The 12,991-nt window shown below is 65.0% G+C and carries 11 protein-coding genes; all 11 read right to left on the minus strand.

Annotated elements, in window-relative coordinates; translation table 11 throughout:
* Positions 1–19 precede the first annotated feature (19 nt).
* The 11 genes from Q9R13_RS04795 to Q9R13_RS04845 all read right to left on the minus strand — a co-directional run bounded on the left by Q9R13_RS04795 (position 20) and on the right by Q9R13_RS04845 (position 12,489).
* The gene (locus Q9R13_RS04795) at positions 20–877 is read right to left on the minus strand and encodes a GntR family transcriptional regulator (RefSeq protein WP_310963949.1); all 858 of its coding nucleotides are present in this window, start codon (positions 875–877) and stop codon (positions 20–22) included.
* On the minus strand, positions 826–2,022 hold the full coding sequence (locus Q9R13_RS04800; protein ID WP_310963950.1) for an acyl-CoA dehydrogenase family protein: 1,197 nt from the start codon (positions 2,020–2,022) through the stop codon (positions 826–828). The genes Q9R13_RS04795 and Q9R13_RS04800 overlap by 52 nt, the downstream gene beginning before the upstream one ends.
* A 5-nt stretch (positions 2,023–2,027) precedes the next feature.
* The gene (locus Q9R13_RS04805; RefSeq protein WP_310963951.1) at positions 2,028–2,981 is read right to left on the minus strand and encodes a dihydrodipicolinate synthase family protein; all 954 of its coding nucleotides are present in this window, start codon (positions 2,979–2,981) and stop codon (positions 2,028–2,030) included.
* Positions 2,978–5,116 (minus strand): xanthine dehydrogenase family protein molybdopterin-binding subunit, encoded by a 2,139-nt coding sequence (locus Q9R13_RS04810; protein WP_310963952.1) that lies wholly within the window; start codon positions 5,114–5,116, stop codon positions 2,978–2,980. Before Q9R13_RS04810 ends, Q9R13_RS04805 begins: the two co-directional genes overlap by 4 nt.
* Positions 5,113–5,577 carry a (2Fe-2S)-binding protein gene (locus Q9R13_RS04815; RefSeq protein ID WP_310963953.1) on the minus strand — a complete coding sequence of 155 codons (465 nt, stop codon included), beginning with the start codon at positions 5,575–5,577 and terminating at the stop codon, positions 5,113–5,115. The genes Q9R13_RS04810 and Q9R13_RS04815 overlap by 4 nt, the downstream gene beginning before the upstream one ends.
* Positions 5,568–6,389: an FAD binding domain-containing protein gene (locus Q9R13_RS04820; RefSeq protein WP_310963954.1), complete on the minus strand. Its 822-nt coding sequence runs from the start codon at positions 6,387–6,389 to the stop codon at positions 5,568–5,570. The genes Q9R13_RS04815 and Q9R13_RS04820 overlap by 10 nt, the downstream gene beginning before the upstream one ends.
* A 64-nt stretch (positions 6,390–6,453) precedes the next feature.
* A complete protein-coding gene (locus tag Q9R13_RS04825; RefSeq protein ID WP_310963955.1) occupies positions 6,454–7,785 on the minus strand; it encodes a M20/M25/M40 family metallo-hydrolase in 1,332 nt (443 codons plus the stop codon).
* Between the two features lie 37 nt (positions 7,786–7,822).
* A complete protein-coding gene (locus Q9R13_RS04830) occupies positions 7,823–8,551 on the minus strand; it encodes an ABC transporter ATP-binding protein (RefSeq protein WP_310963956.1) in 729 nt (242 codons plus the stop codon).
* Positions 8,532–10,442, minus strand: a complete 1,911-nt coding sequence (locus Q9R13_RS04835) for a branched-chain amino acid ABC transporter ATP-binding protein/permease (RefSeq protein ID WP_310963957.1) — start codon at positions 10,440–10,442, stop codon at positions 8,532–8,534. Before Q9R13_RS04835 ends, Q9R13_RS04830 begins: the two co-directional genes overlap by 20 nt.
* A gap of 17 nt (positions 10,443–10,459) precedes the next feature.
* The gene (locus tag Q9R13_RS04840; RefSeq protein ID WP_310963959.1) at positions 10,460–11,362 is read right to left on the minus strand and encodes a branched-chain amino acid ABC transporter permease; all 903 of its coding nucleotides are present in this window, start codon (positions 11,360–11,362) and stop codon (positions 10,460–10,462) included.
* Positions 11,363–11,403: 41 nt separating this feature from the next.
* A complete protein-coding gene (locus Q9R13_RS04845) occupies positions 11,404–12,489 on the minus strand; it encodes a branched-chain amino acid ABC transporter substrate-binding protein (protein ID WP_310963960.1) in 1,086 nt (361 codons plus the stop codon).
* Between the last annotated feature and the right edge of the window lie 502 nt (positions 12,490–12,991).

A 12,991-nucleotide genomic window follows, 5' to 3' on the forward strand; every position in this document is an offset into this window, starting at 1 on the left:
CGTCGCGCTACCGGGTCTCTCAGTTGGTGTCGTTGGACTGCATCATCATTCCGCTGAAGACGCTGTCCAGAGCCCCCTCGGGGCTGACCGCACGCTCGACCAGGGCCCGTACGATCCGCTCAGCGTTGTCGAACGCCTCGCGTTCACACAGGAGCTTCGCGCGGTCCAGGTCGCGGCCTTTGATCGCATCGAGGATCTGGAGGTGGGTGTCCTCCATCGCATCGGGCTCCAAGCCGTCGATCCCGAGATGGAAGAAGCGCTCGGAGGCGTCGAGGACCTGCGAGAGCGCGTGCACGAGGCGCGGATTCCCCGTCAGCCCGGCGATCGCCAGATGGAACTCGCGATTGAGAGCCACCCGTTCGGCGCCGGCCATCGGCTCGTGGCTAGCTATCGCGAGTGGGCGAAGGCCCTCGATGTCGGCCTCCTTCGCGCGATCGATTGCGATCTTGACGATGCCGGTCTCGATCGACCAACGAAGCTCCGCCAATTGCCGGATATCCGAAAAAGCCATCGGTGCGACTTCGACTCCGCGGTCCGGACGTTGCGTGACCAAACCCTCGTGGCGCAGCCGCTGAATCGCATCACGAACCGGCGTCGGACTCATCTGGTATTCCTTGGCCAGACTTTGTTCGGAAATAGCTGTCCCAGGCGCGATGTCACACGTCAGAATTCGACGACGCAAATCGGTGTATGCACGTGACCACGCCGGTGGCTTGGAGACCTTGCGCGGTGTTTGCTTGACCATCGTCTCTCTTGCCGGCCGCAGGGATGGAACAGTGAAACTATAGCAGACACTACGGCGCCGAATAACCGGGGCAGCGCCGGTTATCGTCTGGCCGGACGACCGGTCAGGTCCCACACCGCGCTGTCCACCCATCGGCGGCGCTGGTTCTGGATGTGGACCAGGTTGGCGTGCATGTCCCGGACGACCCTTTCGAGCGGGTTGTCGACGTAGATCGCCGCCGATCCGATCAGCTCGACGGCGATCTCCACGACGCGACGGGCAAGTTCGCCCGTGACCGGGCCCATGGCGATCATGCGGCTGAAGAGCTCGGGTTCGAGGAGGCGGCCAGGGGTGAATGCCACCTCGTCGAGCTGATCAGCCACGGCGTAGGCGTGGGAACGCGCGACGTCGAGATAGCTCGCCGCCTCACCCCAGAGGCGTTGCACTCCGTCGCGGTCGCTCATCGGAGCCGGCCCGCCGGTGATACGGGCGCGGGTGATATCGAGCGCGTGCCGTGCCAGTCCGAGTGTGATTCCCACCGCGTTGTAAAAAGGGAATTCGACGTGCTTATCCAGCGGGTCACCCTCCGGCTTGGGATCAGCCGATCGGACGAAGCAGTGCTCCTCCGGGACGAAGACCTCCGGAACCGAATAGCTGTTGCTCCCGCTCCCCCGCATTCCGGTCACGTGCCAATTGTCCTCAATGGCCACTTGGTCATGAGGAAGGAACGCGCCGAGTACGAGCGGTCCGTTCGGTCCGATCACCTTCTCGTCGTGGTCGAAGACATGGACTCCTCCGATAATCTGGTCCGCCGACCGTATCCCGCTCCCGAAGTTCCATCGACCGCTGACCAGGTAGCCACCGTCGACGTTTCTCGCTCTTCCCGGCGGATTGAACGAGCCCGCCGTTGCGTAGTCCAGGGACGGATACACCTGCGCGGCCGCCCGCTCCGACAACCGACTCGCATAGAAGCCCGAGTCCGACAAGATCTTGACATTCCAACCGACGGATCCGTCGACGCTGCACAACAGCTCGATCACTCGCGTCTGCTCGTGGAAGGTCAGCTCGGGTCCGCCGAGGCGTCGGGAAAACCCGATCCGGAAGCAACCGGCCCGTACCAAGGCTTCCTTCATCCTCGGCGTCAGGCACCCGTGCGCCTCGACCTGGCCTGCTTCGGTTTCGATGACCGGCCGCAGCCGTTCGGTGTTGGCGATGATCGAGGCGCCGTCGACCGGGTCGAGCAGTTCGACGCCGGCGACCTCGCGGTTGGTACCGGTGGTGCTGGTAGTGGTAGCCATCGGGGTCAGCCCTCCTGTGCACTGCGATCGTCGTATGAATCACTGGCCGCCGGACCGCTGCCCGGTTGTAGTCCCGCACCCACGAGCGCGTCAGCGACCAGATCGAGCTCGCCGTCGTCCAACGGCAGCAGCGGCGGCCGGAGGTGGTGCCCGGTCCTCCCCAGGAGCTGCATCGCGCCCTTCACGCCTCGGGTCGCGCTGCCGAGCTCCAGGATCGGCGACAGCGCACACAATCGACGGTAGGCCGTGAACGCCTCACCGACCTCGCCACGTGCCCAGGCGGCGACGATGCCGGCGGCATACTCTGGGGCGATATTGGCCTCGGCCGAGAGGAAGCCATCAGCTCCGAAGGCAACTGCGGACATGCCGTACCCGGCGAACCCGTTGTGGACGCTCACCCGTTGCCTAGCAGCACCGGCGATCTCGACCGCCTTCGCCACATAGGTCATGTTCCCGCTGTTGACATGGAGACCGGTCACGTTGTCGTAGTCCTCGATCAGGTGGGTCAGCAGCTCCGGGGCGAGCAGATATCCCATGTTCTGATGGGTGGAGATGACGACCGGTATCCGGATCTCTTCGAGGATGTCGCGGAAGTATCGTTCGAGCTCACGATCGCTGGGGCGCCCTCCGTGCCCGATGTCTAGGGAGTAGATCTGCATCCCCGCGAGCCCTTGACCTTCGACGAGATGGCTCAGCTCGACGAGCTCGGCGCTGGTCCGCGGCTCGAAGCCGCTGGCGTAGACCCTCGAGCGGCCGGCTGCTGCCGCAACCGACCACGCGTACAGATCGCTAGTCTCCTCGACCGACAAGGTGTAGCCCTGGCCCGGCGACGAGCCGCCGACGAACATGTCGATGCCCGCCTCGGCGATGCGCCCCACGTGCTGCTCGACGCCGCTGCGGTCGACGCTGCCGTCCGCAGCGAACGGCGTCACCATCATGGCTCTGATCGAGATCTTCAACGTTGCTCTCCTCCACCGACTGGGGCCGCACCGGACACGTCGACCACACCCGCCGCTGCCGCGTAGATGTCTGTCGGCGTATAGGGCAGCCGGGTCAGATGCACGCCCAGCGGTTCGACCGCGTCCATGACCGCATTGGCGACCGCACCGTGCGGCGCGATGGTGCCTACCTCGCCACAGCCCTTGCTGCCCAAGCTGTTGAGCGGACTCGGCGACTCGAAGTGGACGATCTTGAGCGCGGGAATGTCCGAGGCGAGGGGCATCAAGTAGTCGACCAGGCTCGCGGTCAGGATCTGGTCCCCCTCGCCGTACGCATGAGCCTCCATGAGCACACAACCGATCCCGTTGGCCGCGCCGCCTTGAACCTGACCGTTCACGAGGTCCTCCATGAGGACGGTGCCGCAGTCGTGGACCACCGTCATCGCCTCGACCCGAGGGATGAAGCTCACCGGATCGACCTCGACGACGGCCAATGCTGCGCACTGGGCGATCACGTGCTGTTGGTCCACCGTCCGCGTCTCATCCGCCCCCGGCTCCAGCTCCAACTTCTTGACCCCGCGCAGGGCCTGCACGAGGCTCTCGAAGATGCCGACCGCTCCTCGGCTGGCGAAGCTCCCAGTCCCCGGCGGGCACAGATCGGTATCGCCCTCGACCACGTCGATCAGCTCGGGATCGATGCCGAGCTCGGTGGCTGCGATGTGCCGATAGGTCGCGGCGTGCCCTTGACCCGACTCGGAGGCACTCGTTCGGATCTCAACCCTTCCGTCCTCGCCAACGATCACCCGGGCCGCGTCGTAGCCGGGGATCGAAACCATCCCTCGACGTTCGTAGTCGGATGCGCAGACGCCGCTTCCCTCGTTGAACAGGCCGATACCGATCCCGACCAGTCGCCCTTCGGCACGGGCCTGATCGCGCATCTCGAGCAGCCGGTCGTACTCGCTGTTCTCGCGAAGCAGGCGCAGGAGCGAGTCGTAGTCGCCGGAGTCGATCAGACCGCCCGCGGGCGTCGGCGCTGGGAGCGAGGGGATGCGGTTGCGCTTGCGCATCTCGAACGGATCGATCCCGAGTCGACGGCCGATGACATCCATCATCCGCTCCGTCGCGTGCGTCGCGGCCAGTGCTCCGACTCCCCGGTGCACTCCGGCCGGGCAGCGATTGCTGGCCACGCCTCGTGCGGTGAATCGGAATGCGTCGAGGTCATAGGGCGCGAAGACCCCTACCGCACAGGTGATCGTCTCCGAGATCGGCGAATGCGGATAGATGCTGTATGCACCGGCGTCGTGGACGGTCTCGTGGTCGACCACGAGCACCTTCCCGTCATTGGCGACACCTACCTTGAGCCGGATCGCGGTGTCGTGCGCATGCGCGCTGGCGGTGAGGTTCTCCCGCCGGTCCTCGACCCACCGGAACGTACGGCCCAACCGGCGCGCGGCGGCCGCAAGGGCCACCTCCTCGGGAAAGACGTGCGCCTTGAGACCGAACCCGCCACCGACCTCCGGGACGACGACACGCACCGACCGCTCGTCCATCCCGAGCGAACTGGACACGGCCGACCGCACGATGTCGGGGATCTGTGTCGAGGTCCATACCGTGAGCCGCTTAGTGGCCGCATCCCACGAAGCGATCACCCCGCGGCACTCGATGGGCATCGCCGAGGTACGCGAGGTCGAAAACGTCTCTTCGAAGATGTGGTCTGCGCGGGCAAAGGCCGCCTCAACGTCTCCGCGCTCCTGGGAGACCCGGAAGAACGAGTTCTCGGGAAGGCCGTCGTGAATCTGCGTGCCCTCCTCGAGGAGGGTGTAGTTCACTGCAGCCAAGTCGGCGAGGTCCTCCGCGGCATACCTGTCGGATGCCCAGACCATCGCGACCGGCTCTCCGACGTAGCGGACCTTGTCCACCGGCAGTGGGTGCCACGCGGAATCGTTCAGGCCGTGCCCGGTGATGACGAGCGGGCGGATGTCATCGAGAAGGTCGTTGCCCGTCAGACCCTGGTCGGTATCAAGGTCGATCGGACCCAACGTGGCATGGGGGAAGGGCGAGCGGACGAACGCCACCTCGAGTGCATCCTCCAAAGGCACGTCGGCGAGGTAGGTGCCACGCCCCTGAACGAGGTTCGCCTGTTGGTCGTGGGTCATCCTTGGCATTGGAACACCGCCTCTACGATCCCTGCATAGCCGGTGCAGCGGCATACGTTGCCTGAGAGCTCCCGGCGGATCTCCTCTCGCGTATAGCGCTTGTCAAGCCTGGCGCCCTCGGCAAGGAGGACCGTCGCACTCATCAAGAAGCCCGGCGTGCAGAAGCCGCACTGGAGCGCGGCGTGCTCGAGGAACGCATTCTGCAGCCGGTTGAGCTCACCGTCGGCCGCCAGGCCCTCGACCGTAGCCACCTCCGTGCCTTCTGCTTGCGGCGCCAGGATCAGACAGGACCGGACCGCACAGCCATCCATAACCACCGTGCACGCGCCGCACGCGCCCTGCTCGCAGCCGAGATGGGTACCGGTCAGCCCGAGGTTGTCTCGGAGATGGTCGGCGAGGGTGAGTCGCGGCTCCACCTCGCCGACGGCCTGTTCGCCATTGACGTTCATGCTCACGCGCATGCTTGGTCGATCACCTTCCTGGTCAGCTTCGCGCCCACCGCACGTCGGTAGTCGGCCGACGCATGGATGTCGCTCGCGACCTCCAACTCCTCGCGAGCCACGTCCTCTGCCCGAGAGGGGTCCATCCCCGAGGCGAGGGCCGCCTCGGTGGCGGTCAATCGCTGGGGCATCCCGCCGGTCGCGAAGGCGACCACGGTCCAGGACCCGCCGACCCGGTTCGCCATCGCACCGACAAGGGCGAAGTCGCCGTCACGGCGCTCGACCTCGGCGAACCCCCAGCCGCTGGAGGCGCGCGGCAACCGGATCTCCAGCAGGACCTCGTCGAGCTCGAGCGCGGACCACAGCGGCCCAACGATGAACTCCGCTGCAGGAATGAGCCGCTCTCCTCGCGGCCCGAAGGCCACCATCGTCGCGTCGAGGGTGAGCACGAGAGCGGGCCATTCGGCCGAAGGATCGAGATGGCACAGCGAGCCACCCGCGGTGCCGCGGCTGCGGATCTGGAAGTGGCCGATGCGGCTCACGGCCGCCGGGATGAGGCCGGGCAGCGCCGGATCCTTCGCGGCGAAGGCGAGGATCGCCTGCTCCGTCGTCCCGGCGCCGATGCGGACCTCGTCGGGGCGGGCCTCGATCTGCTTCATCCCCGGAATGCTCCCGATATCGACTAGCACGCTCGGCCGAGCGAGCCGGAGATTGAGGAGCGGAACCAGGCTCTGCCCCCCTGCGATGACCTTTGCGTCCTCGTTGTCCGCGAGAAGCTCCACGACGTCAGCCACCTGGCTCGGCCGCTCGTAGCGAAACCGCACCGGCTTCATGACCGTCCTCCGATCTCTCTCTTGGACGCTACCATAGCACTCACTACAGTGGCCCCTGTTGGGTTTACGATAGCAATTCTCTCGCGACGAACTTCCATACCGCGACGGACATCTCTAGCGACTCGAGGTCGACGCGCTCGTCCGAGGCATGGAACATCGCCTGCCACTCCGACAGCGAGATGCGGTTGCTGAACATGCCGAAGCCATAGGCCTGAGCACCCCGAGCACGGAAGAACCGCGCATCGGTTCCCCCGGTCATCAGTGCCGGGAGGGGGACGGAGTCTGCCCGCACCTTCATGCTTGCCGTTGTCAGTGCGTCCCACAGCGGCCCCGAGGCCGGTGTTTGCGTGGGGGCGGTCTCGTTGAAGAACTCCCACTCGACATCGCCTCGCAGATCTCCGATAGCCGCAGTAAGGAGCTCTTCGAGATCATCGCGCGTCTGGCCCGGGAGGAGCCTGACGTCAACGTCCAGCGCCGCCTGGGCCGCTATCGTGTTCGTCTTCTCTCCGCCATGGACGACGTTCGGGCTCACCGTGGCGTGCGTGCATGCATGGGCGATGCGCGCATGATCTTGGGGCAGACGCTCGAGCCCGGCCCAGATCTCGCGAGGATCGGTCAACTGTGCGGCGAGCGATTCCTCATAACCCATGCTCGCGACGTACTCGCGCCACGAGTCGCTAATATGGGTGGTCGGACGATAGGCCACCAGCCTGCGTACGACCTCAGCAGCCTTGACTACGGCGTTGTCGCTGTCGTACGGGCGCGAGCCGTGTGAGGGCGTACCGCGAATCGTGATCCGGGTCGCATACATGCCCTTCTCGGCAACGGTGACCAGCGTGCGCCGACCGTTCGGGGTCGCTACCGACATACCCCCGCCCTCGGTGAGCACGTAGTCCGCGGTTACCGCATCCCATGCGTTCTCGGTCAGCCACCGTGCGCCCTGGACTCCCCCGGCCTCCTCGTCGGCAACGCCCAGATAGATCAGGGTGCCCCGCGGCCGCCAACCCTCCTGGACCAGCTCCTTGACCGCGATCGCCATCGAGGCGGTCGAGTTGTACATGTCGATCGCACCCCGGCCCCACACCATGCCGTCATGGATCTCACCACCGAACGGGTCGTGACGCCAGCTGCTGGGATCGGCAGGGACGACGTCGGTATGCCCCATCAACATGAGCGTCGGCGCGTCGGGATCCGAGCCCTCGATCCGGGCGATCAACGAGTCCCGGCCGCTCACCGCCCGCATACGTTCGATATCGAGGCCACCGGTCACCAACACGGATTCGAGGAGGTCGGCGTTGCGACTTTCCTGCCCCGACTGCTCACTTCCGTCGTTGACGCAACGGTTCCTGATCATCTGCTGCAATAGATCGACGACGGGGGTCACGTGCTCGGCCACTCGTCTCAACTCCTCCTGTCGACTGCACGACCGCTGCTCACTCCATCGCGGCGAATCCGCCGAGATAGGCGTGTCTGACGCGCTCGTCCGCGGCAAGTGCCGAACCCGAACCGTCGAGCACGATCCGACCGCGCTCCAACACACAGGCGCGGTCTGCGATGCGCAGCGCCTGGCGCGCGTTCTGCTCGACCAGGAGAACCGCGACACCCGTATCGGCGATGTCCCTGACGACTTGCAGGACCTGCTTGGTAACGATCGGCGCGAGGCCGAGTGACGGCTCGTCCAGCGCGAGCAGCTCGGGACCCGCCATCAACGCCCGTCCGATGGCAAGCATCTGTTGTTCGCCTCCGGACATCGTGCCCGCGAGTTGCTTGCGTCGGTCGAGGAGTCGTGGAAACACGTCATAGACGTGTCGCCGCCGCTCTGCGAGCAGCTGCTTGTCGCGACGATGCAGGAACCCGCCGAGGGTGAGGTTCTCGTCGATCGTCAGCGCGGGGAAGATCCTGCGTCCTTCCGGAACGTGGCTGATGCCCAAGGACACGATGCGGTGCGCCTTGGCGTTGGTGATCTGCTCGCCGGCGAACCTCACCGAGCCCGAACGAGCTGTCTCGAGCCCTGTGATGGCCTTCAGGAGCGAGGACTTCCCGGCGCCGTTGCTACCGAGGATGCTGAGCACCTCGCCCCGTTCGAGTGCGAACGAGACCTCGTCGACAGCGCGTACGGCACCGTAGTTGACCGACAGGCCCTCAACCGTGAGCAGCGTCATCTGCCAGCCCCTCCCCGACGAGCTCCATGGCCCCCAGATCCAGGTCGGCGTCCTGAGGGAGCTCGTCCTCGTCCTCGCCGAGATACGCCCCGAGGACCCGCGGATCGGCAGCGACGTCCTTCGGTGCGCCGAGCGCGATCAGTCGCCCCTGGTCCAAGACGGCGACGCGATCCGAGACCGACATGACCAGCGGCATGTCGTGATCGATGATCACGACCGTGATACCCAGATCGCGGATCGCCCGGATCACCTTGCTGAACTCGAGCTTCTCCGAGCTGTTCATGCCGGCGGCCGGTTCGTCGAGGAGGATCATCTGCGGGTGCGACGCCAACGCTCGGGCCACTTCGAGCCGGCGCTGGTCACCGTACGGAAGCTCGTAGGGCAGCGCCGTCGTCACGTCGCCGAGCCCCACGAAGGTCATCCAGCCGCGCGCCTCGCGCGACTTGACCACCTCGACCTTGCGAACACGACCCGGGAAGAGCATCACCTTGGCAATCGAGGTTCGCACGCTCGCATACATCCCGGCCATGACGTTCTCGTGGGCGCCCATGTCCCTGAAGAGGCGTACGTGTTGGAACGTCCGCGCAAGGCCGAGGTGAGAGATCCGGTGCGGTGACAGACCCTGGATCGATCGGCCGTTGAACCTGATCGAACCCCTGGTGGGCCTGATCACGCCGGTCACGCAATTGAAGAGTGTCGTCTTGCCGGCACCATTGGGTCCGATGATGCTGAAGATCTCGCCACGATGGATGTCCAGCGACACCTTGTCGACGCAGACCAAGCCACCGAAGCGCTTCTCGACACCCTCCAGGGCAAGCAGCGTCTGGTCGCCGTGGGATCGCTCGCCGATCAAAGACATCGCCGGCGAGCCCGGCCTGACGTCTGCGTACTGCCAATCGCGATCAGGCGGGAGTGCCTTGACCCGTTGGTCGCGACCGCGCGGCCAGAGCCCCTGTGGGCGCAGCAGCATCACGATGATCAGCGCGACCGCGAAGATCAGCAGTCGGTACTCGGAGAACTGCCGGAAATACTCCGGGAGGGCGACGATGAGAACGGCCCCGAGGATCACGCCCGGCGTACTCCCGAGCCCGCCGAGGACCACCATAATGACCAACAGTCCGGATAGTGTGAACGTGAAGCTGGTCGGCCCGACGATGCCGATCCGGGCGGCGAAGAAGGCACCAGCGAGGCCGGCCCACGCCCCGCCGAAGACATACGCAACGAGCTTGAGCCGAAGGGTCGGCGTTCCCGTTGCTTCGGCTGCGACCTCATCTTCTCGAATGGCGATCCAGCCGCGTCCCAGCCAACTGTTTCCCAGATTGTAGTTGAAGAAGATCGCGACGCCGAGCAGGATGACGCCGAAGACGTAGAACCCGGTATCGGTGTCGATCTTCCACCCGAACGCCGACGGCGGCGGGATCGGGAAGATCCCTTCCGGCCCACCGGAGAACGACCAGTTGTTGAAGGCTACGTAGGTCATCTCGCCGAAGCCCAACGTGACGATGGCCAAGTAGTCGCTGCGAAGCCGCAGGGTCGGATAACCGAGGACGGCCCCGGCGATCCCGGCAGCGACGACAGCCGCCGGCAGGGTCGCGAAGAAGTTCCATTCGAGCTTGGTCATCAGCAACGCGGCGGTGTAGGACCCGATCGCGAAGAACGCTGCGTATCCGAGGTCGAGGAGACCGGCGTACCCCACCACGACGTTGAGACCGAGCCCGAGGATCGCATACGTGACGATGGAGGTGGCGACTGCGAGCGTGTATGCATTGGTCGTCGGCACCACGAGCATGGCCAGCGCAACGACGATCAGGACCCTGAGCGACACCGGCATGTTGTGTAGCCGATCGCCGACGCCCTGGAGCCGATCCTTGATTCCCGGCCTGATGCTCACGGCGCCAAGACCCTTCATCACACCCGCTCCACAACGCGCTCGCCGAGAAGCCCAGTCGGCCGGATCACCAGCGTCAGCACGAGAGCTCCGAACACCAGCGCATCGGTCCATCGCCCCGACACGTAGGCGGAGAAGTACGACGAGAGGAGGCCGATCAACAGACCACCGAGAACGGCTCCGGGAATGTTCCCGATGCCACCGATCACCGCCGCCGTGAACGCCTTCAGCCCCAGAAGGAAGCCCATCATGAAGTCGATCTGCGCATAGTAGAGCGCCAACATGATCCCCGAGGCGGACGCGAGCACCGCGCTGAAGACGAACGCCAGACGGATCATCCAGTCGACGTTGACACCCATCAACCGCGCAGCGTCATGATCGGACGATAGGGCACGCATCGCCGTACCTGTTGTGGTCTTGTTCGCAAACCACAGGAGGCCCACCATCAAGATGGCCGAGACGAGCACCAGGACGATCTGCTGGTAGCTCAGCACGACCCCACCGAGGTGGAAGGTCTTGTCGGGCAGCACAGGCGGATAGGCCTTGGGGATCGGCCCGTACAAGAGGCGTACCCCGTTCTCCAGGAGGAGCGCCATGCCCAGGGCCGTGATGACGATGCCCAAAGCGGACTTACGGCGGAGCATGGGCCGATACGCGGCCTCGAGAATCACAAGGTTGACGGCCACCGTGCCGACCATCGAGACCGCCAGGGTGACGACCAAGGCAAGGACCACGGGCATCCCGGCGGCTCCGAGCGTGACCAGGGCCGTATAGCCGAGGAAGGCACCGACCATCGAGAGGTCACCTTGCGCGAAGTTGATCATCCGCAAGATGCCGAACACGATCGTGTAGCCGAGCGCAACCAAGGCGAAGAACGAGCCGACCGTCAGGCCGTTGACCGTGTACTGAAGAAACGTCGCCATAAGGCTTCTACCCTGCTTCCAGGTCTCCGTGGGAGTACGAGTCAGCCCTCTGCCGTGAGCGGCTTCCAGCCATCGGTGCCGTAGACGTACTTGCCGACGAAGGTCTCGGGGTTGCCTTCGACGTGCAGTGCATAGAAGGACGTTGCAGGTCGATCGCCCTTCGCGTCAAACGAGATCGGACCCGTGATGCCGTTGTAGTGGACTGCATGCAGAGCGGTGTCGAGGTCGGAGGCTCCTGTCTTCCCACCATTGTCCTTGAGCGCTTGGACAAGCGTCATCATGCTGTCGTAGGCCGCCACCGCGAAGGCATCGGGCGCGCGCCCGAACTCCTTCTTGAACGCGTTATCGAAAGCGGTCGCCTGGGCGGACTTGATGACGTTCCCGTTGGGGATGCAGACGAAGCTCACGCGACTGTCGGTCACCGCAGGCCCTGCCGTCGGGAACAACGCCTCGTTGGTGTCGGAGTCGTTGCCGACGAGCTTGTACTTCTGCCCCAGGGAGGCCCATTCCTTGATGAGCAAACCGAACTCGGGATACTGACCGGTGAAAACCAGCGCCTCGGCAGGCGTCGTGCCCACCTTCGTCAACGTGGTGGTGTAGTCCTTCTGCCCCGGCGTGATGGCATCGTCGAAGACGATGTCGAGGCCCAATTGACCTGCCATCTTCTTGATTTGGTTCGCAATGGAGACGCCATAGGTCGTGCCGTCGCTGACGACTGCAAGCTTGGTGACGCCGAGGACCTTGCGCACGTACTCAGCGATCGCAGGCCCCTGACGGTCATCGCGAGAAGCAACGCGGAAGATGTTCTTGTATCCCTTCTCCGTGAGCTCGGGCGCACTAGATAAACCCGCCACGAAAGGGACGTTGCCCGCCTGCTCGAGCACTCCGACCTCAGGGATCGTTGCGGCAGAGCAATAGCCGCCGACAATGGCGACGACCTTCTGCTGCAGCAGCTTCTGTGCCGCTTGGACCCCAGCCTGAGCGTCGCACTGGTCGTCTTGCGGAATCACCTTCAGGTCACGGCCCGAGATGCCTCCGGCGTCATTGACCTCCTTCGCGGCCAACTCCGCGGCGTCGGCGGTATCCGTCCCCGACGCGGCAAGCGACCCACTGAGGGGCGCAGTCACACCGACCAGGATGTCGCCGCTACTCCCGACACTGCCTCCGTCGCCTCCGTTGGAACACCCGAGACACCCAAGGGCAATCGCGACGAGGACCACTAGACCTTTCGCGTTCCTGCTGTTCATTGCCGAACCTTTCTCGACGTGCCGGGAGCGTTGCGTCCGCACGAACTATGCGCGACCGAGTAACTCACACCATATGAGCCGCTGTAGTGAATACTGTAGCCGACTCGCACGACTCGGGCAATCGTCTCGTGCAACTGGCCTCGACTTTGTCGAGATCGCCTCCCACCGCACACTCCGGCGACCCGTTCTGAGCGGCAAATCGCGTCCCAATCCTGCGCGGCACTACTGCAGCACCCGCTGTAGTACACGCAGAGCCATGTCGGTGGTCGAGCTGCCGACGACCGTCCGGTCGTGATCTCGGTGGTGCGCCACGGATGTGCACCGCAACCGCTCACCGCCAGCGTGGGGCGACGGCCCTGATGGGCACCTGGGTGTGAAGGGG

The sequence above is a fragment of the Nocardioides marmorisolisilvae genome, from assembly GCF_031656915.1.
GTDB lineage: Bacteria > Actinomycetota > Actinomycetes > Propionibacteriales > Nocardioidaceae > Marmoricola > Marmoricola terrisoli.